Raw genomic sequence first — 21,677 nt, 5'->3', positions numbered from 1 at the left:
GGCTGTGGGCCGGGGGAACGCGTCTTCTCCGGCCGCACCGGCCGCTTTTCGCGCCGCCCCGTCGCGTCGACCGCCCGCCCCGGCGGGGCGGGCGCCATCGCCACACGCCGGTACGGGCCGGTCGCGGGGGTGATCGCGAGAGCGGGGTGCCGTGATGCGGCATCATGGAGGGCGTGAGTACCGATACTCTGGTCCGCCCCGATACGACCACCGACGAGACCACCGATGACGACACCCCCAAGTTCTTCCACTACGTGAAGAAGGACAAGATCGCCGAGAGTGCCGTGATGGGCACCATGGTGGTCGCGCTGTGCGGTGAAGTCTTCCCGGTGACGCGCTCGCCGAAGCCCGGTTCGCCGGTCTGTCCCGAGTGCAAGAAGGTCTACGAGACCCTCCGTAAGGGCGACTGACCGCACCCGGCTCGACGTCGGCCGAGCCACCGGCCGCCGATCCGTCCGGTGTTGCATTCGGCATGACCGGTCGGTGCCCTCGCGTCGCGGAGCCGCAGCAGGCGGTCACCGCAAGCGCGGTGCGGACGGCTCGGCCACACAGTGGGTCGTGGGGGTCGCATCGGCAGGGTTGCCGGACGGGGCGTGTCGCGGCATCCGGGACGATCGCCGCGGCTACTCGCCGGACCTCAACCCGTCCCGCCCGGATCGGGGAGCCGGCATCGGTCCGCCGGCGTGGTTCGGTCGACCGGCGGGTGCCCGGCCGGTAGGTCAGCGGGTGACCAATGGAGCCGGTGTCCCGCCCGCGGAACCGCCTCCTGGGCCGCTGTCGTCGCCGCGGCCCGCGCCGCCCCGGCGCGGGATCCGGTGTGCACCCGGTTCGGCCGGATCGGCCTCTACGTCACCCTGCGCTTCGCTGCGGCGTTTGGCCAGCCATGCCTTGAACTGTTCCATCCGGGTGGCCCGGGCCGGCCAGAACTCCTGGACCGCCGCGTTGAATTCCGCGCCGAGGATCACCGCGAAACCCAGGAAGAACGTGAACAGCAGGAAGGCGATGGGGGTGGCCAGGGCACCGTAGGTGACCCCGGTCCGGGTCACCAGGGCCAGGTAGTGGCGCAGGATATCGCTGGCCGCCATGAAGAACACCGCCGCCAGCAACGCCCCGCAGAACAGCCGGTGGTAGGGCAGCGAACTGTGCAGCGCGAGTTTGTACAGCGTGGCCAGCCCGACGATGAGCAGCAACCCCACCGCGGGGTAGTAGAACATGTCGATCAGGCGCAGGCCCGGCTCCAGCCACGAATCCGGAAGTACCCGCCCGATGAGCACCGGGCCCAGCGCGACGAGCGGCAGGATGAAGATCGCCGCGATCAGGAACTGGACGTAGAGGAGCAGGGCGAAGATGCGCTGCCAGATCGGGTTCCGGGCGTCCTGCTGGCCGTGCGCCTCCACGATCGCGTCGACGAAGGTTGCCATGGCCGAGGACCCGGCCCACAGCGAGAGTACGAAGCCCACCGAGACGAACGCGGCCCGGCCGCGCCCGAGCACATCCCGGATCGTCGGCTCGATGAGATCGGTGACCACACTCTGACTGAACAGGTCGCGACTGAAGGTCAGTGCTTTCGATTCCACAATCTCCACGGTGTCCGGCCCGAAGAGGCCGCTGACGTAACCCAGCCCGCCCAGCAGGCCGAACAGCAGCGGTACCAGCGACAGGGTCTGCCAGAAGGCGGCGGCGGCGGATTTCGCGAAGATCGAGTCGTCCCAGGCCTTGACGGCCACCCGGACCACCAGCCGGCCGATCTGGGCGAGGGCGCGCCGGGCCCACGCGGTACCCGACGGGTCCGCGCCGGGTTCGCGTCCGTAACTGTGCATGGTCTGTCCAGCATCGCGCACCCGGGCGCCCAGCGGTATGGCGGCGGGCAACGTGTCGGGGGTCGATCGGTGAATCGCCGGTTACCGAGCACGCCCCGGAAACCGCCCCCCACGGTGTGTGACACCGGTCGCGCGCCCCACGCCGGTTTGGCGCCATCGCCGCCGCGGCCGCTAGTGTTTGTCTCCGTGACCGATGCGAGCGGTGCTATTGCGACGGAGGTTCCGGGCGCATCCCTGCGCGCGTGGCAGCGGCGCGCGCTCACCCGGTACCTCGCGACCAAACCCCGTGATTTCCTCGCTGTGGCGACTCCTGGGGCCGGTAAGACGACCTTCGCGCTGCGGGTCGCCGCGGAATTGCTGGCCGATCGCACGGTCGACCAGGTCACCGTGGTCGCGCCGACCGAACATCTGAAACATCAGTGGGCCGCGTCGGGGGCGCGCTCGGGGCTGGCGCTGGATTCGAACTTCTCCAACACCACCGGCGGCACCTCGGGGGACTATCACGGCGTAGTGGTCACCTACGCCCAGATCGCCGCGCACCCGTTCAAACACCGGGTGCGCACCGAGAACCGGCGCACCCTGGTGATCCTGGACGAGATCCATCACGCCGGCGACTCCAAGAGCTGGGGCGACGCGGTGGCCGAGGCGTTCGGGGACGCCACCCGCCGGCTGGCGCTCACCGGTACCCCGTTCCGCAGCGACGACAGCCAGATCCCGTTCATCACCTATGAACCCGACGAGGCCGGGCTGCCGCGGTCTCGGGCCGATCACAGTTACGGCTACACCGAGGCGCTCACCGACGGGGTCGTGCGCCCGGTGGTGTTCCTCGCCTACTCCGGCGAAGCGCACTGGCGTGACAGCGCGGGCGAGGAGTACACCGCCCGGCTCGGTGAACCGCTGAACGCCGAACAGACCGCCCGGGCCTGGCGTACCGCGCTCGATCCGGCGGGCGACTGGATCTACGCGGTGCTGCGCGCGGCCGATATGCGGCTGGCGCAGCTGCGTGAGGGCGGTATGCACGACGCCGGCGGTCTGGTGATCGCTTCCGATCAGGAGCGGGCCCGTGCCTACGCGGAACTGATCGAGCATCTCACCGGTACTCGGCCGGTGCTGGTGCTCTCCGACGACCCCACCTCCTCGGCCCGCATCGGCGAGTTCAGTGCGGGCACCCAGCCGTGGATGGTCGCGGTGCGGATGGTCTCCGAGGGCGTGGACGTCCCGCGGCTGGCCGTCGGCGTGTACGCCACCAGCGCTTCGACGCCGCTGTATTTCGCCCAGGCCATCGGCCGTTTCGTCCGCGCCCGGCGGCCGGGTGAGACCGCGAGTGTGTTCCTGCCGTCGGTTCCGGTGCTGCTGGATCTGGCCGCGCAGCTCGAGGTGCAGCGCGACCATGTCATCGGGAAACCGCACCGCGAGAAGGACGGTCTCGACGACGACCTGCTCACCGAGGCGAACAAACAGCAGGACGAACCGGGCGAGGAAGAAAAGGCGTTCGTGCCGCTGGCCGCCGACGCCGAACTGGACCAGGTGATCTACGACGGGTCCTCGTTCGGTACCGCGACCTTCGCCGGTAGCGCCGAAGAGGCCGACTATCTGGGCATTCCCGGTCTGCTCGATGCCGATCAGATGCGCGCCCTGCTGCGCGAGCGGCAGGCCCGGCAGATCGCCGACCGGTCCAAGGCCGAGCCGGAGGCACCGGCCCCCGCGTCCCCGGCAGCGGGTAATGCCGCCGAGCGAGTGGCGACCGCCGACAAATTGGGCGAACTGCGGCGCGAGCTGAACAGCCTGGTCGCTATGCATCACCACCGCACCGGTAAGCCACACGGGGTGATCCACGGCGAGCTCCGGCGCCAGTGCGGCGGGCCGCCCACCGCACTGGCCACCGCCGATCAGCTCGGCGAGCGGATCGCGGCGCTGCGCCGGATGTGAACCGGCCGCGGCCCCTCGGCGTCGGTGTCCGGGCTCACCCGTCGAAGAACATCGCGGGATCCAGTGTGTTGAGCGGTATCCAGCGCGGTATTTCCGGCCCGTCGCCGGAATCGCCCCGCGCGGCACTGTGATCCGGGTGGCCGTACCCCTGCATATCCAGGCTCAGGCGCGGATCCTCGTCCACCCGCCGGGCAAGATCGTAGAACGTGGCCAGTACATGGAGACAGCGTGCGGTGCGTGCGCTGCACGAGCAGTCGATCGCCGCGGGTTCCGGGGCCACCGAGACGCCCGCCGCGAGGGCTGCCGCGTGCATTTCGTCGGTCAGCAGAGCGGGTCCGGCGCCGACGATCGCGGACAGTGCCGTGCGCGCGGTCCGGGTGAGCGGCGCCAGTTCGAGATGGACGACCGACGCCTGGCCTCCGCGATGGATGTGCGCGCGGACGATATGCCCTTCCACCACGGACCGGACCCCGTCGTTGCGGGCGATACTGCGCGCCCGGGGGAGCAGCGGCTCGGGGCGGGTCTGCCGTAGCGGCTCGGCCAGCCGGACCCAGTCCATTCCCCAGCGGGTGTAGCCGAATTCGTTGTCCGCCATCAGTTTCCTCGCTTCCGTCGCAGCAGTTCCAGGAGCCGCTCGTCGTCGAGCCGGGCGAGATCGGCGATACCGCTGCCGTCGCCGAGATCGGTGAGCGCGGATTTGCGGCGCTGCATCCCCGCGATATGTTCCTCGACCGTGGTGGCCGAGGTCAGTGTGGTGACGGTGACCGTGCGGGTCTGCCCGATCCGGTGCACCCGGTCGGAGGCCTGGGCTTCGACCGCGGGATTCCACCACCGGTCGAAATGGATCACATCCGCGGCGCGGGTGAGGGTGAGCCCGGTGCCCGCCGCCCGCAGGCTGAGCACCAGAACCGGTGGTCCGCCGGGGGACTGGAACCGGGTGACGATCGCCGCGCGTTCGGCCTGGGTCAGCCCGCCGTGGAAGAACGGCGCGGTGAGGGCGAACTGTTCGGCCAGATGCCGCACCAGAAGGTCGCCGGTGGCCCGGTACTGGGTGAAGATCAGCGTCGGCGCGCCGTTGTCGAGGTTGGCGGCGACGATATCGGTGCACAGGTCGAGTTTCCCCGAGCGACCCCCTAATTCGCCCTGGTCACCGTCCACCAGGCCGGGATGGTTGCACACCTGTTTCAGCGCGGTGAGGGCCGCCAGCACCCGGGTCTGCCGCTGGGTGCCGGTACCGAAGCCGTCGGCGACCGCGCGGTCGAGCAACTGATCGTAGAGTTTCTCCTGTTCGGGAGTGAGATCGCACAGCAGATCGTTGTGGATCTTGGCCGGGAGCGCGGCGGCGACCTGGGCCTTGCGGCGGGCGAGCAGGACCGGCTCGATCGCGTCCTGCAGGCGCGCGGCCGCGGTGGCCGAGCCCTGTTCGACGGGTTTGACGAAGCGTCGCCGGAACTGGGCGCGATGCCCGAACAGGCGGGGTGCCACGAGGTGCAGCAGCGACCACAGTTCCTCGAGGTGATTCTCCACCGGGGTACCGGTCAGCGCGACGACGGCCGCGGCGTCGAGCGCGCGGGCCGCCTTGGACACCTGCGTGCGGGGATTCTTCAGCGCTTGGGCCTCGTCGAACACCACGGTCGCCCAGTCGTTTCCGGAGAGCCGGTGACCGTGCAGCCGCAGCACGGGGTAACCCGTCACGACGATATCGCCCGCCGTGGTGCCGATCTCGCCACCTCGCCAGGCCACCGGCCGCAGGGCGGGGGCGAAACGCTGTATCTCGTGTACCCAGTTGCCCACCAGCGAGGTCGGGCACACGACGAGCTGCACACCGTGGTCCGCCCGCCCGACCAGCAGGCCGATGGTCTGCACGGTTTTGCCGAGACCCATTTCGTCGGCGAGGATCGCCCCGCCGTGGCGGGCGACGGTGTCGCGCAACCAGCCGATCCCGCGCGCCTGATAGGGCCGCAGGTCGGCGAGGAGATCGTCGCGCAGGCCCGCGGCGACGGCCGTGGTGTCGTGGAGCACCGAGCGGGCGTGGTCACCGGTGAGTATGGCGGTCCCCGCCGCGTTGGGAAACGCGTGCCCGGCGAGGGGGAGGTCCGCGGGTTCGCCGGCGAGGATCGCCTGCCAGGCCCGGGTGGAGTGGCCCGGCTCGGCAGAGGTGAATCCGGCGAGACCGGCGGGGTCCACCAGCGCGCAGTCGACCGGGGTCACCTGCAGGGTGATGCTTCCCGCACGCGCCTGGGCCCGGGTGCCGCCGGGTACGGCCAGGGGGAGGGTCGCGGTGTCGCCGATTCCGGTGGGTGCCGGGCCGGGTTCCCGGCCGGTCCATGTCCACAGGGCGAACATATGACGGTCGGGCAGATAGGTGGTCTCGATGGTCGGCAGAGTGCACCCCTATGATCAGCGTATAGTGTACGGAGTATTAGGGCAACGCGCACCGCACCGGATTTGTTCCGGTCCGCACCACGCAGTGCCCGGGTGGTATCTCTACGTGGTGAAGGGAATGCGATGAGCGGCGACGGCGCGCCCACGGCAGCGCGGCGCTCGGACCGGCCGGTACCCGTATCGGCCGCGGCCGGCCGGAGGTGCCGGTGACCCGTCCGCCCGATCCTGCCCGTGTCCTGCTCGAACTGCTGTGGCGGCACGAGCTGCCACCCCGGCGTGGCGGCCGCGGTCCCCGGCAGACCGTGAGCGTCGACGAGGTGGTGGCCGCGGCGATCGGGCTCGCGGACCGCGAGGGCTACGAGAAAGTATCGGTCCGCGCGGTCGCCGCGGAGCTGGGCCTGCGGCCCATGAGCCTGTACACCTACGTCCCGAGCAAGGACGCGCTCACCGTCCTGATGGTCGACGTGGTCGCGCTGGAGGATGCTCCCATCCCCGCCGGCCTGCCCGTGCGGGACCGGATGGTGGCCGTCGCCCGGCAGATCCGGGACGAATATCTGAGCCACCCCTGGCTGTTCGAGGTGCCGTCCTGGCGGATGGTGCTGGGACCCGGCCGGACACGGCGGTACGAGCGGCACCTGGCGGCGCTGGAGGGGACGGGTCTCGACGATATCGAGATGGACCGGGTGATCGCGGTGCTGTCGCAGTTCGCGACCGGTAACGCGCGGACCGCGCTCGCCGCGGCCCGCAGCGTCCGGGAACAATCCGACGCCGACTGGTGGGCGGCGCACGGCCCGGTGCTGGAGCAGGTCATGCCTGCCGCCGCCTTCCCGCTGTCCGCCCGGGTCGGTGCGGCCGTCGGTGAGTTGTACCAGGCGCCCGGTGACCCGGCCGGAGATTTCGACTACGGGCTGCACCGCTTGATCGACGGGATTCTGCCCGGCTGAAACGCCCGTGGCGGGCGACCGGATCGGTCGCCCGCCACGGAGACGGTGTTCTGTTGTTCGATGCTGTTGTGTCGGACGCGAGGACGGGTCAGAGAGCGGGAGCGGACTCCGTGTCGATCACGGCGTCGAGTTCGCGCAGTCGTTCCATATGTTCGTTCGCGTGGTGCTGGCAGAAGAGCAACTCGCCACCTGCGGGCAGAACGGCACGTACACGCGCAGCCGCCCCGCAGCGATCGCAGCGATCGACCGCGGTCAGTGGGGTGCTAGTCAGGGTTCCTGGCATGACTCCTCCGTCCTGGCTTCCGGCACAATACCGTTCACCTGGTGTGAGGCCCGTGGTCACTCCGCGGGCTCGCTTCCGCTACTTCCCAGCAGTGGTGTAACTACTCTGTCAGACGTTCGGGGCATCGGGATTGTTCCCACTGGGGAACCAGTGTGTTTTCCCTAACACGACCAGCGCTTTTCGCCTGTGGCGAACACCGCGGGGCGGGTGTGGAAAACGTACGGCCCTTGCTCCGTACCGACTGTCGAGTTGTGTATCGGAGGTTACCCGTGCCCTGTGACACTCACACCCTTGTTCACCTCTGTACTCCCGGTGAGTGGGCACTTGCCCGGGAAGATGGTGCGCATCGGCCCGATTCGCTGTGGACGGAGGGGTTCGTTCATCTCTCCGCGCCGCAGCAGGTGCACCTGCCCGCGAACCGCCTTTTCGCAGGTCGGCGCGATCTTCTGCTGCTCCGCCTGGACCCGGGCCGCCTCGCGGCGCCGGTGCGCTGGGAGCCGGGGGCGCCCAGCGACGATCCGGCGTTGCGTTTCCCACATCTGTACGGTCCGCTGCCGGTCGAGGCCGTCGTCGGGGTGGACAGCTACCTCCCCGGCACCGACGGACGCTTCGCGCCGCTGCCCGGCTGAGCCGCGACCGACCTCGGCTACGGGTGCCCGGCGGCCCCGTCGCCGAGTTCGCGCGCGAGGATCGCGGCTTGCACCCGAGACCGCATCCCCAGTTTGGTGAGGACACGGGACACATGTGTTTTGACCGTGGTTTCGCTGATGAACAGGCGCGCCGCGATCTGCGCGTTGGACAGCCCGCTGCCCAGACAGTCGAACACCTCTTTCTCCCGGCCGGTGAGCTCGGCCATACCCGGTGGCGGTTCGGGACCCCGGCCGGACGGTGTTCCGGCGAAGGCGTCGATCACCGCGCGGGTGACCTCCGGGGCGAGCACCCCCTCGCCCGCGGCGACCGCGCGGACCGCGTCGACCAGCGCGGGCCCGGACGCCGACTTCAGGACGAACCCGGAAGCGCCCGCGCGGAGGCTGCGAAACACGTATTCGTCGAGGTCGAAGGTGGTGAGGATGAGCACCCGCGCCAGGCTTTCGCCGGTGACCCGGGTGGTCGCGGTGATGCCGTCCACCCCCGGCATGCGCACATCCATCAGCACCACATCCGGCCGCAGCGCCCGGGCCTGGGCCACCGCGACCTCGCCGTCGGCGGCCTCGCCCACCACCTCGATATCGTCGGCCGCGTCGAGGATCATGCGCAGCCCGGCGCGGATCGCCGCGTGATCATCGGCGAGGAGAACCCGGACCGTCACCGCGGATCCCCCGCGGTATCGGGCACCGCGGCCAGCGGGAGCCGCGCCCGCACCCACCAGGCGCCGGCCTCCGGCCCCGCCCGCAACGTACCGCCGAGGGCGGCCGCCCGTTCCCGCATATTCGACAGGCCGCGCCGGTCGGCGGCCGGCTCCGGCGCCGGAGGCGGCCCGGCGCTCAGCGGATTGCGTACCGTCAGCACCAGTGTCGTGGACTCCGCGTGCACGTCGATATCGACCTCCTGCCCGGGGGCGTGTTTCATCACATTGGTCACCGCTTCCTGGACGATGCGGTAGGCCGCCTGGTCCACCGCCCCGGCCGGTACGGTCTCGCCCAGGTCCAGCCGGACCCGTACCTGCATACCCGCCTGCCGGGCCGCGCTGACCAGCCCGGGCAGTTGGGCCAGGCGCCCGGGCGCGGTCGTCTGATCGGCGTCGTCCTCGCGGCGCAGCAGGCCGATCATCGTCCGCATCTCCCGGAGCGCTTCGACGCTGTTGGTGCGGATCGCGCCGAGCACCCCGGCCAGCCGCGGGTCGGCGGTGCCGTCGAGGCCGCCCAGTGCCGCTTCGGACTGCAGGGCGATGGCCGACAGATGCCCGGCGATCACATCGTGCAGGTCCCGCGCCATGGCCTTGCGTTCGTCCGCCACCGCCGCCCGCCGGTCCAGTTCGGCGACCAGCGACAGGGCGCGCACGCGGGCCCGTTCGGCATCGGCGGTCTCCTTGTGCGCGCGGACGGTCAGGCCCCACCACAGCGAGGTGCCGACGAAGGCCGCCGCCAGTACCAGCGCCAGCGACATCAGATGCCAGTCGCCGGTGATCGCCAGCACCACCCCCGCCGCGGTCGCGGAGAGGGCCAGCCAGGCCACCACCGCGCCCTGCATCTGGCGTCGCGTGCCGTACACCACCGCCGCGTAGATCAGATCGGTGTACACCAGCCAGACCGGCAGTGTCGGCCCGAGCGACAGATCCATCACCAGTGGTATCAGCCCCAGCACCATCGCGGTGATCGGCGCCCGGCGTCGTACCAGCAGTACCGCACTCGCCAGCCCGAGAATCGCGATCCGCGGCCACAGCGGGCCGGCCTGCGACTCGGGGGCGAACATCATCTGGAAGCCGGCCAGGTACAGCAGCACGCCGAACAGGAACCATCCGCCCGCCACGACGACGTCTCGTGTCGTCGCCGACAACGCCGACCACCGCTGCATGCGTTCATCTCAGCACACCGGTCCGCGGCTCGGATCCACCGAAGTGATGAGCGGTGCCGGTACGAACTGCGGACCCGGCGAGTGAGATCCCCCCGGCACACGGCTCTGCCGCTGTTCTCCGGTGCGCACCACCCGGTCGCGACCGGCGGCGTGCGCGGTGCCGGTGGTGCGGGTGGTGATCTGTGCCGGGGGCCGGGGCGCGACCGGACACGGCGGCGGTGGCGTCGGGTCGGCGGCCACGGTGGAGGCCATCCGGGCACCCTGGTCGCCGCGCTGCCCCGGCCACTCGCCGGACTCCGGGTCGGCAACGGCTACTCGGGGATCGGCGAGCATTCCGGATCCTGAGGGCCCGGGGGTATGTCCGACGCGGTCGGGATCTTCTCCGGGAAGCCGTCCGTTCACCTCCGGTGCTGTCTCGGCCGGGCCGTGGTCGCGCGAGGTTCCCGGCGTCCGGGCGCGGAACCCGCCAGGGCGGTAATCTGCGGGGGCACCGTGTATGTCGGCCGCCCACCGACCGGTCCGGTAGGACACCGTCCACCGGCCGGGCGAGTGCAGCGGCCCGGACGGACGGGAACCGGATGACGGTCTACACCCAGCACCTCGGCGGCACGAACTATCGCTTCGACGGCCTCGTGGACGTGCTCGCCAAGGCCACGCCCCGGCGCAGCGGCGACGAACTGGCCGGATGTGCGGCGGACACCGATGCCGAGCGAGCGGCCGCGCAATGGGTGCTCGCCGATATCCCGCTCACCGAGTTCCTCGAGCAGCCGGTGGTTCCCTACGAAACCGACGAGGTGACCCGGCTGATCCTGGACACCCACGATCGCGCCGCGTTCGGTCCGGTCGCCGCGCTCACGGTCGGCGGGCTCCGGGACCGCTTGCTCGCGGTCGCGGCCGGCGAGGGAACCGCCGATCCGGCCGCCACCCTGCGCGCTCTCGCGCCCGGCCTGACCCCGGAGATGGCCGCCGCGGTCAGCAAGATCATGCGCAATCAGGACCTCATCGCCGTCGCGCACGCGGCCCGGGTGAGTTCGGCGTTCCGGACCACCATCGGGGCGCCCGGCACCCTGGCCACCCGGTTGCAGCCCAACCATCCCACCGACGACCGTGACGGGATCGCCGCCGCCGTCCTGGACGGCCTGCTGCTGGGCTGTGGTGACGCCGTCATCGGCGTCAACCCGGCCACCGACTCCCCGCGGGCCGCGGCGGACCTGCTCACCCTGCTCGACGATATCCGCACCCGCTTCGATATTCCGGCGCAGTCGTGCGTGCTCGCCCATGTCACCACCACGCTCGGGCTGATCTCGGCCGGGGCGCCGGTCGACCTGGTCTTCCAGTCGGTCGCCGGGACGGAGGCCGCCAATGCGGCGTTCGGTGTGAACCTGGCGCTGTTGCGGGAAGCGAACGACGCCGGGCGGTCGCTGCGGCGCGGCACCGTCGGCGGCAATGTGATGTATCTGGAGACCGGCCAGGGGTCGGCGCTCTCGGCCGATGCGCACCGGGGAACGGGCGGCAGGCCGGTGGACCAGCAGACCCTCGAGGCGCGCGCCTACGGTGTGGCCCGGGAGCTGCGGCCGCTGCTGGTGAACACGGTGGTCGGGTTCATCGGCCCGGAGTACCTCTACGACGGCAAACAGATCGCGCGGGCGGGCCTCGAGGATCATTTCTGCGGCAAATTGCTCGGCCTGCCGATGGGCGTGGACGTCTGCTACACCAATCACGCCGAAGCCGACCAGGACGATATGGACACGCTGCTCACCCTGCTCGGCGCTGCCGGTTGTGCCTTCGTCATCGCGGTTCCCGGCGCCGACGACGTGATGCTCGGGTACCAGAGCCTGAGCTTCCACGACGCGCTCTACGCCCGCCGGGTGCTGGGACTGCGCCCCGCCCCGGAGTTCGCGCAGTGGCTGGACCGGCTCGGGATGCTGGACGAGACGGGCCGGGTGCTGCCGGTGGCGCCGGCCGCGTCCCCGTTGCGCGCGCTGACAGGGGGCCGATGACGACCGACGAGGAAAGGGCGCCTGCGGATTCCCAGGCGTTCTGGACCGGATTGCGGTCGTTCACCCAGGCGCGGATCGGTTTGGGCCGGGCCGGTGACGCGCTACCCACCCGGCGCGTCCTGGAATTCGCCGCGGCGCACGCCGCCGCCCGCGATGCGGTACATATCCCGCTCGAGGTGCCGGCGCTGTGCGCGCGGCTCGCCGAACTGGACGTGGGCGCGCCGGTCCATATCCGCAGCCGGGCCCGGGACCGGGCCGAATATCTGCGCCGCCCCGACCTCGGCCGGCTGCCGGCCGTCGACCCGGACGAGGGTGGGCCGGCGCGGCTCGCGCACTCGGGCGCCGATATCGGCCTGGTACTCGCCGACGGATTGTCCGCCCGGGCGCTCATCACCCACGGGCCGCCCACTGTCGCGGCGTTGCTGGAGGTGTTGCGCCCGCACTGGTCGATCGCGCCGCCGGTGGTGGCAACGCAGGCCCGGGTGGCGCTGGGCGACCATATCGGTGCCGCTCTGGGGGTGACGACCGTCCTGGTGCTGATCGGTGAACGTCCCGGCCTCTCGGTGGCCGACAGCCTCGGCGTCTACCTGACCCACCGGCCACGGCCCGGCCGCACCGACGCCGACCGTAATTGCGTATCGAATATCCATCCGCCCGAGGGAACGGGATACCGCCGGGCGGCGGAGGTCGTCGCCGCCCTGGTGGCCGGGGCCCGCCGGCTCGATCGCTCCGGTGTGACGCTGAAGGACACGTCCCGGGACGCGATCCCGCCGGGGCCGTCCGGCCGGTTATCCGGCGGCGAAGCGGGGTAGTCGCGCAACGACCCCTGAACACGGCGGGAACCGGTGGTTCCACAGGTGTTCAGGGGCCGTTGCGCGTGCTGCTGCCGGGACTCAGTCCAGGTAGTCGCGCAGGACCTGCGACCGGCTGGGGTGCCGGAGCTTGCTCATGGTCTTGGATTCGATCTGCCGGATCCGTTCGCGGGTCACCCCGTAGACCTGACCGATCTCGTCCAGGGTGCGCGGCTGGCCGTCGGTCAGGCCGAACCGCAGCCGGACCACGCCCGCCTCACGTTCGGACAGCGTCTCCAGCACCGACTGCAGCTGATCCTGCAGCAGGGTGAAGCTGACCGCGTCCACCGCGACCACGGCCTCAGAGTCCTCGATGAAATCACCGAGCTGGCTGTCGCCCTCGTCGCCGATGGTCTGATCCAGCGAAATGGGCTCCCGGGCGTACTGCTGGATCTCCAGCACCTTCTCCGGGGTGATGTCCATTTCCTTGGCCAGCTCCTCGGGGGTGGGCTCGCGGCCCAGGTCCTGGAGCAGCTCACGCTGGATACGTCCGAGCTTGTTGATGACCTCCACCATATGCACCGGGATACGGATGGTGCGGGCCTGATCGGCCATGGCGCGGGTGATCGCCTGCCGGATCCACCAGGTGGCGTAGGTGGAGAACTTGTAGCCCTTGGTGTAGTCGAACTTCTCGACCGCGCGGATCAGGCCGAGGTTGCCCTCCTGGATGAGATCCAGGAACGCCATCCCGCGGCCGGTGTAGCGCTTGGCCAGCGACACCACCAGACGCAGGTTCGCTTCGAGCAGGTGGTTCTTGGCACGGTTGCCGTCGCGGATGATCCAGTTGAAATCACGGCGGGTGGCCACGGGAAGCTTGTCCCCGGCCTCGGTGAACTCGCGCATCTTCTCCGCCGCGTAGAGCCCGGCCTCGATCCGCTTGGCGAGTTCGACCTCCTCCTCGGCATTGAGCAGCGCGACCTTACCGATCTGCTTGAGGTAGGCCCGCACCGAATCCGCGGACGCGGTCAGCTCGGCGTCCTTGCGCGCCTGGCGCAGCGCTTCGGACTCCTCCTCGTCCCAGACGAAATCGCCGGAGGCCTTGTCCGCCGCGGTGGGCTCGGACGTACCGTCGGCCGGCTCGGCCTCGGCTTCCTCCTCGACGGCCTCGACGACCAGGTCGTCGCCCTCCTCCGCGAGATCGTCCTCGGAGACCTCCAGGTCGCCGAGATCCGCTACATCCAGCGAATCGTCGTCGAGCTGTTCCTCGCCCGAGCCCGGGGCGCCCGCGCTCCCCGCCTTCTTGGCCGGGGCCTTCTTGGCGGCTCCCTTCTTGGCAGCGGCCTTCTTGGCCGGAGCCTTCTTGGCAGCGGCCTTCTTCGCCGGGGCCTTCTTGGCCACGGCCTTCCGGGCCGGGCGTGCCGCGGGAACTTCCGTGGCCTCGGCGTCGGCCGATTCGGCTGTCTGACGGGTATTCGTGGCTACCACGTACGCCCTTTCGTGACGGTCTCGTGCGGCGTCACGCCAGAGTAGTATTCCGGCGGAGCGGTCTGTCGGGTTTACCGGCTAAAACGCCGGTCGGGGGTCCGGCTCACCGCCGGGTGCTTCCATTGTAACGATCCGACCAGTGTGCACTGGCCCGTGCCGTGGACATCCTCAGGGGGTGATTCCGGCATCGACGGCCATGGCCGCGCCGACGATACCCGCTGTGTTCTTCAAGTTCGCCGGAACCACGCGGGTGCGATTGGTCAGCAGTGGAATCCACTGGTCGGCGTCGCGGCTGATCCCGCCACCGGCCACGATCACCGTCGGCCAGAAAAGGTCCTCCAGGCCACTCAGTACGGTGCTGACCCGCGCCGCCCACTCGGGATAGTCGAGGTTCTCCCTCTCCTTGACCGAGGCGGCGGCCCGGTGCTCGGTTTCCATGCCGCCGATCTCGAGATGCCCGAGTTCGGTGTTCGGAACGAGGGCCCCGTTGTTGAGCAACGCGGAACCGATTCCGGTACCGAATGTGAGCAGGAGTACGAGCCCGTGGATATCGCGGGCGGCGCCGTAGCGGTCCTCGGCGAGTCCTGCGGCGTCGGCATCGTTGAGCACGGTCACCTCGCGACCGCCGAGTGCCGTCGCGAACAGCGCCCGGGCGTCGGTGCCGATCCAGGATCTGTCGACATTGGCGGCGGTGTACGCGACACCGTCGAGGACCACGCACGGCAGGGTGAGACCCACCGGTCCGTCCCAGCCCGCGGTCTCGATCAACTTGGCCACGGCGGCCGCGACCGCGTCCGGGGTGGACGGATGCGGGGTCGCGATCTTGATGCGCTCGTGCACGAGCTCCCCGGTGTCCAGATCGACCGCGGCGCCCTTGACGCCGCTACCGCCGATATCGATACCGAACGCGTGCCGTCCAACGGACATGCGGGTTCCTCGTTCCCTGTGCTGGCTGCTGTCGTGGTGCGTCGCACCGGTTTCCGGGCGGGCCCGGCCGCGCGCGAGGAGATCCGGACGGCGTCGTCGGGCCACCCGCGTCGCGCTGCCTCCTCCGCGGCCGCGCTCCGCCGGTGTGGTGTGCACGACAAGGGTAATGTGCGTGCCCGGACGACCTCATCGCAGGATCTGTGCTCCGATGGAAGACGTGCCGGAATCGATTTGGTCTCTCACCGCTGCCACCGAACCCGCCCCCGCCGATGCCACCGTGCTGCGCCGGATCGCGGCCCATCTGGCCGGTATCGCCGCCGCGCATGCCCGGGTCCGCCGTCGCGAAGTCTTCGCCTCCGCGGCCTCGGCCGAGGCCGCGGTGCGGACCAAGAGCACCCCGACCGATCCGGTGACCGTCGTCGATACCGAGACCGAACAGCTCATCCGTGACGAACTGGCCCGGCTGCGACCCGGCGACCACATTCTCGGCGAAGAGGGCGGCGGCGATCTCGCCGCGGCGGCAGAAGACGAAGTGGTGTGGGTGGTCGACCCGATCGACGGCACCGTGAACTTCCTCTACGGGATCCCGGCGTACGCGGTCTCGGTGGCCGCGGTGCGCGGCGGCCGACCGGTCGCGGGGGCGGTCGCCGATGTCGCGGCGTCGACGGTCTACACCGCGGCCACCGGCCTCGGGGCGCTACGGATCGGCCCGGACGGCCGCGATACACCGCTGCGGTGCAACCCGGTGCGCTCCGCGCGGCTGGCGCTGGTCGCGACCGGCTTCGCCTACGGGGTCCCCCGGCGGACCCGGCAGGCGGCCGGCGTCGCCGAGTTGCTGCCGCATGTGCGTGATATCCGCCGGATCGGCGCGGCCGCGCTGGATCTGTGCATGGTTGCCGAGGGACGGGTGGACGCGCACTACGAGCACGGACTGAATCCGTGGGACTGGGCGGCCGGCGCGCTGATCGCGGCCGAGGCCGGTGCGGTGCTGCGGCTGCCCCCGATGCCGACGACCGGCGCCGCGGGGGCACTCGTGGTGGCCGCGGCGCCCGGTATCGCCGACGAACTGTTCGCGCTGCTCGATCGCCTGGGCGTCGCCGCGCCGATTCCGGAGGCCTGACCCCGGCCCGGGCGCCCGCGGTCAGCAGCGGGCGGTCCGGGCGGCCGCGAGCATATCCGGGTCGATCGCCGGGCTCTCCCCGCTCACCGGGTTCTTCAGCGACCGCAGCACTTCTTCGGCGTCGTTGTTGGGCTGCAGGTCGCCGCCGAACAGCGAGCCGAGCACCAGGTCGACGGATTTGTCGGAGCGTTTGTCCTCGACGAGTTCGGCGCACGGGACGGCCAGCTGTACCGCGGCCGCGACCGTCCGGCCGTTCTCACCGAACCGGATCTGGCCGGTGCATTCCAGGTCACCGTTGGCGTATATCGGATCGTTACCGTAAGGATCCCCGGGCGGGCTGCCGAACCCCAGATCACCGAGCTGGGCCGCGACATGCGCGGCCTGGCCGCGCTGTCCGTTGGCGTTGAGGACGCGAACCTGGGTACCCGCGGTCGGTGCGGGTTCCACATCCTCGAGGCGGCTCGCCCCGACCCGCTGGCCGGGCAGCGGCTGCGGCGCGGCCTTGGGGTCGGTGGCCGGGGTCGGCGAATTGCATGCCATCGGCGTGTGGTCGTCGTCGTTGGTGGTCAGTGCCTTGATCCACAGACCTGCGCAAACAACCATGAGAACGACCACGAGTATCAGCCAGGGGCGCGGCCGTCGACGCGGGTAGGGACGGCCTTTTGTATCCGTCGGTCTGCCTTCGGTGATCAGTGAAACCACGTCGATACTGTACGTACCCCGGCCCGCGTGCCGCGCATTACCCAGGCCGCTCCGGGCGCGTTACCGGGGCCGGTCACGGCTCGCTCGGGGCGGCATATCGATTGCCCAGCGGTTTCGACACGGCCGGGTTTCGATTGCGACATTTTCCGCACCGTCCGCTATTGTCTGGCCGCCCAGACCGAAATATCCATGAGTAAATCGGCGTTCGGTCGCGGGAACAAGCAGGGCAACTCATGCGTTGTCCGGACGCTATCGGAGGTGAGTCCTTTGGATTCGCGCTGATAGAGGACCGGTGCGGGTGTGAAGTGCACCACCGGCGGGGCGGCGGGCGCGGTCGAGAGACGGCGTGCGCCGATCCGGATATACGGAGTAAGGACGAGGGGAAGACGACATGGCAACCGACTATGACGCACCGAGGCGTACCGAGTCCGACGATGTGTCGGAGGATTCGCTGGAGGAGCTGAAGGCTCGTCGCAACGAGGCCCAGTCCGCCGTCGTGGATGTCGACGAATCCGATACCGCGGAGTCGTTCGAGCTCCCCGGCGCGGACTTGTCCGAGGAAGTGCTGACGGTTCGGGTGATTCCGAAACAGGCCGACGAGTTCACCTGCTCGAGCTGTTTCCTGGTACATCACCGCAGCCGCCTCGCCAGTGAGGCAGGCGGTCAGATGATCTGCATGGATTGCGCGGCCTGAGCGGAGCGTGAGGTCAATCCGCGCTCGGCAGGCCGAGCGCGGCCAGGACCGCTGTGGGCCGGCGCGTGCTGACCAGCCAGTAGGGTGTCGGATCGTCCGGGTCGTCGAGAACGAGCAGGACCATGGTGCCGATCCACGGCCGATGCTGGACGTAGGCCGCGGGATCGAGCTGACGGCCCAACGCCGCGCTCTTGGCGCTCCTGGGCACCACGGTCGCCCGGGCGACGAACGACATCGGCAGATGGGCCCGGTCCACCCGCAATTCGGGGGTGCCCGTCGCGTCCGGGGTGACTTCGAGGCGATGCCGGCTCGTCCACAGCAGCACCCAGACGGGCACCGGGAACAACAGGACGTACGGCAGCCAGGCCCGCAGGCCGGGCGCTCCCATATGGATCTCCGCGGCGAGCAGACCGGCGAGGGCGAAGCCCACCGGCCACCACCACAGCGGCACCCAGAGGCGTTCGCGATAGGCGGTCGGTTCCGGTCGCGCGGGGCGCTCGGTTTCGGTGGGTCGAGGCTGGTCGGACACGACTCAACACTAAGCGACACCCGCGCCGGGCCTGCGCGTAGGCTGGTCGGACGTGAACGCACTCTCACCGATACCGCTGCTCCGGCTGGACCCCGGGATCCCCATGCCGACGCGCGCCCACGACGGCGACGCGGGCGTGGATCTGTGCACCGCCGAGGACGTCGTCCTGGAGCCGGGGGAGCGGGTACTGGTCGGCACCGGTATCGCTGTCGCGCTGCCGGTGGGCACCGTGGGCCTGATCCACCCCCGCTCCGGGCTGGCGGCCAAGGCCGGGCTATCCGTGGTGAACACGCCGGGGACCATCGACGCCGGCTACCGGGGTGAGATCAAGGTGTGCCTGATCAACCACGATCCGCGCACTCCCATCGAACTGCGCCGCGGTGACCGGATCGCGCAGCTGCTGGTGCAGCGGGTGGAGCTGGTCGAGTTCGTGGCGGTGGACCGGCTCGACGAGTCCGCGCGCGGGGCGGGCGGTTACGGATCCAGCGGGGGACACGCGAGTTTGACGCCGGGCGGGGCGGACGCCGCCGACGGCAAGGAGGCCTGACATGTTCGGACGACGGAAATCCGGCGGACGCAGATCCGGCGACGGGAACGACACCGGCGAGTACACCACGGGTGAGTACGAGACCGGCGAATACGAGGACTACGACGACGGCGGGTACCACCGCGCCGAATACGACGAGCCCTACGACGACAGCTATGACGACGGTTACGGCGGCGCCGCCTACAGCGACGCCTACGACGCCGCGATCGACGATCCCGATACCGAACCCCAGCGGCGCGGTCCCTACGACTACGACGATGTCGCCGAGGTGCTGGAGAACTTCACCGATACCCGTCTCGACCTGGGCTCGGTGATCCTGCCGGTGCCGCCGGGCGGGCAGTTGCAGGTCGAGATGACCCCGCAGGGCACCCCGCAGGCGGTCCATCTGGCCACCGAGCACGGACGCATCACCGTCGCGGCCTACGCCGCGCCGAAATCCAAGGGCCAGTGGCGCACGGTCGCGGCCGACCTGGCGGAATCGCTGCGCAAGGACGGGGCCCGGGTCTCGGTGGAGAAGGGCCCGTGGGGCCGGGAACTGGTGGCCGTCACCGAGGGCGCCGATCTGCGCTTCATCGGGGTGGACGGTTACCGGTGGATGATCCGGCTGGTGGCGGCGGGACCCTCGGGTTCCACCGCGGCGGGCGGCCCGCTGGTCGTGGCGGCGCGCACTGTGCTCAGCGAGACGATCATCCGGCGGGGAACCGACGCGCTGCCGGTGCGCGAACCGCTTCCGGTGGTCTTGCCCCAGCAGCTCGCCGAACAGCTCACCGCCGCCCATCAGCAGCAACAGCAGGCCCAGCAGCAGGTGGCGACCCCGCCGCCCGGCGCGCGGCCCTCGCCGGCGCCCGCGGTGCTGCCACCCCAGCAGCCGCAGCAGCCGCGGCGGGGCGCCGAAGGGTCGGCGATGCAGCAACTCGGCCGTAACTGACCGATCGCGTCGTCCGGTGCCCGCGCGGGCACCGGACGACGCGGCCGGGGTACCGATCCGGTCGAGTGGCCGGGTTTTCAGCCGAGGTGCCGCAGCGCCAGCCGCCCCACGATGCCCGGATCGGCGCCGAATTCGTCCAGCGTCACCTCGATGAGCGCCGACCGGGGTGCGCGGCGTGCCCATTCCCGTCCCACGCTCACCGGATGCACCGGGTCGTCCGAAGCGGCGATCACCGCCAGCGGGACGCTCAGCGCGTCCAGCAGGACGGGTTCCGGCCATTTGTACTGCGCCGCTTCCTCCAGCGCCGCCGGCAGTCCAGGCCACTGTGCGCGCCACGACCGGGTGAGCGCGTCGGCCAGCCAGCCGGGGCTGCTCGCCCGCATCCTGTCGATCACCGCCTCCAGTCCCTCGGCGCGTAACTGGGCCGCCGTGACCGCCGCACTGTGCGTGGCGGGGCATTCCGCGGTATCCGGGCCGGTCCACGCGGGCAGGGCCGCCACCACACCACCGACCTCGCCCGGTTCCCGGCCCGCGGCCCATTCGACGGCGACCGCGGCGCCGAGCGAGATACCCGCCGCCAGCACCGGGCCGCGGGTCGCGGCGTCGTCCAGGGCGGCGCGGTAGCTCTCGATCACCGCGGCCGGATCGGGGTCCACGGCGACGAAATCGATTCCCGCGGCGGCGGATGCGGGGCCGAACGCGCGGCGGGCGAAATGTGCGTCGGAACCGGTTCCGGGCAGGGCGACGACAACGGCCGGACGTGGGGAATCGAACACCGGACCGAGCGTAGCGGTGCCGCCGGTACCCATCTACAGTGGCGGGTACGGCCACAGCCGGGCCGGAGTAAGGAAATTCGGATGACGTGCGACCCATGTCGTCCGCGCACAGGAGAGCAGGCGATGTCTTCCGCGGCAGGAAGAAAAGCGGGCGCCAAGTCCGCGACCGGATATTTTCGCAGGCTCGGCCGCAGATTGACCGAGGATATCGATCAGCTCGACGCCGAGGACCTGGCGGAGAAGGCAGACGCTTCGGGCGCCTGCCGGGTCTCGGAGTGCCGGCGCGGTGAGGAGGCGACGATGCTGGGCCGTTTGCGCAGTGTCGACTCCTGTCCGCAGTCCTCGGGTGCGAGTATGCAGGCGGAGTTCTTCGACGGCACCGATGCCATCACTCTGGTGTGGATCGGGCGACGCCGGATTCCCGGTATCGAATCGGGACGGCGCATCATGGTGCGCGGCCGGGTGGGAGAACGCGAAGGCCGTAAGGTGATGTACAACCCCTACTACGAATTGCGCGGAAACAGCTGACGTATGCCATCGAGCGACGAGTACGCCACCAGACCGCTGCCCCGGGCCGCGACCACCCCGGACTCCGCGCCCGCCGCCCGGGCCGGTTCCGCCGACGACACTCCGGAGGAACCGGATAAGCAGACCCTGCTGGAACAGCTGGGTGGCTTCGGCGGCCTGATCTACTCGACGCTGCCGGTGCTGGTCTTCGTTCCGGTGAACACCCTGCTCGGGCTGACCGTGGCGATTTGGGCGGCGCTCGGGGTGGCGGCGGCGATTCTCATCTGGCGGCTGGTGCGCCGCGAGCCGATCCAGCCCGCCGTCTCCGGTTTCGTGGGCGTGGGTATCTGCGCGCTGATCGCCTGGCGGGTCGGCGAGGCCAAGGGTTTCTTCCTGTTCGGGATCTACACCAGCCTGATCTACGGTGCCGCGTTCCTGATCTCGATACTCGTCCGGCGGCCCCTGGTCGGGGTGGTGTGGGGGGTGCTCAACGGCCACGGCGGCGACTGGCGCGGAGATCCGCGGGTGGTCCGCCTCTACGACCTGGCGACCGTGGCGTGGGTGCTCGTCTTCGGTGCCCGCTACCTGGTCCAGAACCACCTCTACGACACGGACAGCACGGGCTGGCTCGCCGCCGCGCGAATCGCGATGGGCTGGCCGCTCACCGCCGTCGCGCTGGTGGTGACGGTCTGGGCGGTGCGCCGCGCCGGGCATCTGCCCGCCGGCTCCGGACGGCATTCCGCCGGTCCGGCCTGACCTTCGCGGCGCCGCATCATCCGAAGGTGCGGCCCGGCGT

Annotated in this window: 24 protein-coding genes; 12 read left to right on the top strand and 12 right to left on the bottom strand. The window is 70.5% G+C overall.

Going from position 1 to position 21,677, the window contains the following annotated elements; translation table 11 throughout:
• Positions 1 to 173 precede the first annotated feature (173 nt).
• Positions 174 to 410 carry a DUF3039 domain-containing protein gene (locus IG75_RS0113665; RefSeq protein ID WP_030521627.1) on the top strand — a complete coding sequence of 79 codons (237 nt, stop codon included), beginning with the start codon at positions 174 to 176 and terminating at the stop codon, positions 408 to 410.
• Positions 411 to 719: 309 nt separating this feature from the next.
• Here IG75_RS0113665 and IG75_RS0113660 read toward each other — a convergent pair whose 3' ends face one another.
• Positions 720 to 1,820, bottom strand: a complete 1,101-nt coding sequence (locus tag IG75_RS0113660) for a YihY/virulence factor BrkB family protein (RefSeq protein ID WP_081876914.1) — start codon at positions 1,818 to 1,820, stop codon at positions 720 to 722.
• A 186-nt stretch (positions 1,821 to 2,006) separates the two neighbouring features.
• Between IG75_RS0113660 and IG75_RS0113655 the strand changes: the two genes are divergently transcribed.
• A complete protein-coding gene (locus tag IG75_RS0113655) occupies positions 2,007 to 3,749 on the top strand; it encodes a DEAD/DEAH box helicase (RefSeq protein ID WP_081876851.1) in 1,743 nt (580 codons plus the stop codon).
• Positions 3,750 to 3,783: 34 nt separating this feature from the next.
• On the opposite strand, the gene IG75_RS0113650 is transcribed toward IG75_RS0113655, so the two are convergent.
• Positions 3,784 to 4,344, bottom strand: coding sequence for a hypothetical protein (locus IG75_RS0113650; RefSeq protein WP_030521624.1), 561 nt, complete (start codon positions 4,342 to 4,344; stop codon positions 3,784 to 3,786).
• Entirely contained in the window at positions 4,344 to 6,095 is a 1,752-nt protein-coding gene (locus tag IG75_RS0113645) for a DEAD/DEAH box helicase (RefSeq protein WP_030521623.1), read from the bottom strand. The genes IG75_RS0113650 and IG75_RS0113645 overlap by 1 nt, the downstream gene beginning before the upstream one ends.
• A 245-nt stretch (positions 6,096 to 6,340) precedes the next feature.
• On the opposite strand from IG75_RS0113645, the gene IG75_RS0113640 reads away from it, so the two are divergent.
• Positions 6,341 to 7,078: a TetR/AcrR family transcriptional regulator gene (locus tag IG75_RS0113640; protein ID WP_030521622.1), complete on the top strand. Its 738-nt coding sequence runs from the start codon at positions 6,341 to 6,343 to the stop codon at positions 7,076 to 7,078.
• A gap of 88 nt (positions 7,079 to 7,166) precedes the next feature.
• Here the strand turns inward: IG75_RS0113640 and IG75_RS40230 are convergent, their stop codons facing one another.
• On the bottom strand, positions 7,167 to 7,361 hold the full coding sequence (locus tag IG75_RS40230; protein ID WP_030521621.1) for a DUF7455 domain-containing protein: 195 nt from the start codon (positions 7,359 to 7,361) through the stop codon (positions 7,167 to 7,169).
• A gap of 269 nt (positions 7,362 to 7,630) precedes the next feature.
• Here IG75_RS40230 and IG75_RS0113630 point away from each other — a divergent pair, with 269 nt between their 5' ends.
• Complete coding sequence (locus tag IG75_RS0113630) at positions 7,631 to 7,990, top strand: DUF952 domain-containing protein (RefSeq protein ID WP_030521620.1); 360 nt, start codon at positions 7,631 to 7,633, stop codon at positions 7,988 to 7,990.
• A 17-nt stretch (positions 7,991 to 8,007) separates the two neighbouring features.
• Here IG75_RS0113630 and IG75_RS0113625 read toward each other — a convergent pair whose 3' ends face one another.
• The 3 genes from IG75_RS0113625 to IG75_RS0113615 are packed head-to-tail and all read right to left on the bottom strand — an operon-like array spanning position 8,008 to position 10,208.
• On the bottom strand, positions 8,008 to 8,670 hold the full coding sequence (locus tag IG75_RS0113625) for a response regulator (RefSeq protein ID WP_030521619.1): 663 nt from the start codon (positions 8,668 to 8,670) through the stop codon (positions 8,008 to 8,010).
• Positions 8,667 to 9,875: a sensor histidine kinase gene (locus IG75_RS0113620; protein WP_030521618.1), complete on the bottom strand. Its 1,209-nt coding sequence runs from the start codon at positions 9,873 to 9,875 to the stop codon at positions 8,667 to 8,669. The genes IG75_RS0113625 and IG75_RS0113620 overlap by 4 nt, the downstream gene beginning before the upstream one ends.
• Before the next feature lie 9 nt (positions 9,876 to 9,884).
• Complete coding sequence (locus IG75_RS0113615; protein WP_030521617.1) at positions 9,885 to 10,208, bottom strand: hypothetical protein; 324 nt, start codon at positions 10,206 to 10,208, stop codon at positions 9,885 to 9,887.
• A gap of 245 nt (positions 10,209 to 10,453) precedes the next feature.
• Between IG75_RS0113615 and IG75_RS0113610 the strand changes: the two genes are divergently transcribed.
• Together IG75_RS0113610 and eutC are read left to right on the top strand one after the other, a co-directional pair.
• Positions 10,454 to 11,875 carry an ethanolamine ammonia-lyase subunit EutB gene (locus IG75_RS0113610; RefSeq protein WP_030521616.1) on the top strand — a complete coding sequence of 474 codons (1,422 nt, stop codon included), beginning with the start codon at positions 10,454 to 10,456 and terminating at the stop codon, positions 11,873 to 11,875.
• Positions 11,872 to 12,687: an ethanolamine ammonia-lyase subunit EutC gene (gene eutC / locus IG75_RS0113605; RefSeq protein WP_030521615.1), complete on the top strand. Its 816-nt coding sequence runs from the start codon at positions 11,872 to 11,874 to the stop codon at positions 12,685 to 12,687. The genes IG75_RS0113610 and eutC overlap by 4 nt, the downstream gene beginning before the upstream one ends.
• An 81-nt stretch (positions 12,688 to 12,768) precedes the next feature.
• Here the strand turns inward: eutC and IG75_RS0113600 are convergent, their stop codons facing one another.
• The gene (locus IG75_RS0113600) at positions 12,769 to 14,151 is read right to left on the bottom strand and encodes an RNA polymerase sigma factor (RefSeq protein WP_030521614.1); all 1,383 of its coding nucleotides are present in this window, start codon (positions 14,149 to 14,151) and stop codon (positions 12,769 to 12,771) included.
• Between the two features lie 168 nt (positions 14,152 to 14,319).
• Positions 14,320 to 15,078, bottom strand: a complete 759-nt coding sequence (gene ppgK, locus IG75_RS0113595; protein WP_030521613.1) for a polyphosphate--glucose phosphotransferase — start codon at positions 15,076 to 15,078, stop codon at positions 14,320 to 14,322.
• A 208-nt stretch (positions 15,079 to 15,286) separates the two neighbouring features.
• Between ppgK and IG75_RS0113590 the strand changes: the two genes are divergently transcribed.
• A complete protein-coding gene (locus IG75_RS0113590; RefSeq protein WP_063045282.1) occupies positions 15,287 to 16,198 on the top strand; it encodes an inositol monophosphatase family protein in 912 nt (303 codons plus the stop codon).
• 21 nt (positions 16,199 to 16,219) lie between these two features.
• Here IG75_RS0113590 and cei read toward each other — a convergent pair whose 3' ends face one another.
• Positions 16,220 to 16,900, bottom strand: coding sequence for an envelope integrity protein Cei (gene cei / locus IG75_RS0113585; protein ID WP_030521611.1), 681 nt, complete (start codon positions 16,898 to 16,900; stop codon positions 16,220 to 16,222).
• Positions 16,901 to 17,291: 391 nt separating this feature from the next.
• Between cei and IG75_RS0113580 the strand changes: the two genes are divergently transcribed.
• Complete coding sequence (locus IG75_RS0113580) at positions 17,292 to 17,594, top strand: DUF4193 domain-containing protein (protein ID WP_030521610.1); 303 nt, start codon at positions 17,292 to 17,294, stop codon at positions 17,592 to 17,594.
• Between the two features lie 13 nt (positions 17,595 to 17,607).
• Here the strand turns inward: IG75_RS0113580 and IG75_RS0113575 are convergent, their stop codons facing one another.
• Positions 17,608 to 18,123, bottom strand: a complete 516-nt coding sequence (locus IG75_RS0113575) for a DUF3093 domain-containing protein (RefSeq protein ID WP_051714557.1) — start codon at positions 18,121 to 18,123, stop codon at positions 17,608 to 17,610.
• Positions 18,124 to 18,175: 52 nt separating this feature from the next.
• Here IG75_RS0113575 and dut point away from each other — a divergent pair, with 52 nt between their 5' ends.
• On the top strand, positions 18,176 to 18,670 hold the full coding sequence (gene dut / locus IG75_RS0113570; protein ID WP_030521608.1) for a dUTP diphosphatase: 495 nt from the start codon (positions 18,176 to 18,178) through the stop codon (positions 18,668 to 18,670).
• Position 18,671: 1 nt separating this feature from the next.
• On the top strand, positions 18,672 to 19,598 hold the full coding sequence (locus IG75_RS0113565; protein ID WP_030521607.1) for a DUF3710 domain-containing protein: 927 nt from the start codon (positions 18,672 to 18,674) through the stop codon (positions 19,596 to 19,598).
• A gap of 77 nt (positions 19,599 to 19,675) precedes the next feature.
• On the opposite strand, the gene IG75_RS0113560 is transcribed toward IG75_RS0113565, so the two are convergent.
• Entirely contained in the window at positions 19,676 to 20,407 is a 732-nt protein-coding gene (locus IG75_RS0113560) for an alpha/beta fold hydrolase (RefSeq protein WP_051714556.1), read from the bottom strand.
• 90 nt (positions 20,408 to 20,497) lie between these two features.
• Between IG75_RS0113560 and IG75_RS0113555 the strand changes: the two genes are divergently transcribed.
• Both IG75_RS0113555 and IG75_RS0113550 read left to right on the top strand, forming a co-directional pair.
• On the top strand, positions 20,498 to 20,902 hold the full coding sequence (locus tag IG75_RS0113555) for an OB-fold nucleic acid binding domain-containing protein (RefSeq protein WP_030521605.1): 405 nt from the start codon (positions 20,498 to 20,500) through the stop codon (positions 20,900 to 20,902).
• Positions 20,903 to 20,905: 3 nt separating this feature from the next.
• Positions 20,906 to 21,637 carry a DUF3159 domain-containing protein gene (locus tag IG75_RS0113550; RefSeq protein ID WP_081876850.1) on the top strand — a complete coding sequence of 244 codons (732 nt, stop codon included), beginning with the start codon at positions 20,906 to 20,908 and terminating at the stop codon, positions 21,635 to 21,637.
• Positions 21,638 to 21,677: the final 40 nt, after the last annotated feature.

The sequence above is a fragment of the Nocardia rhamnosiphila NBRC 108938 genome (assembly GCF_000720425.1).
GTDB classification, from domain to species: Bacteria; Actinomycetota; Actinomycetes; order Mycobacteriales; family Mycobacteriaceae; genus Nocardia; species Nocardia rhamnosiphila.
Note: the sequence above shows the minus strand (reverse complement) of the source record. Positions and strands in the feature narration are given on the sequence as shown.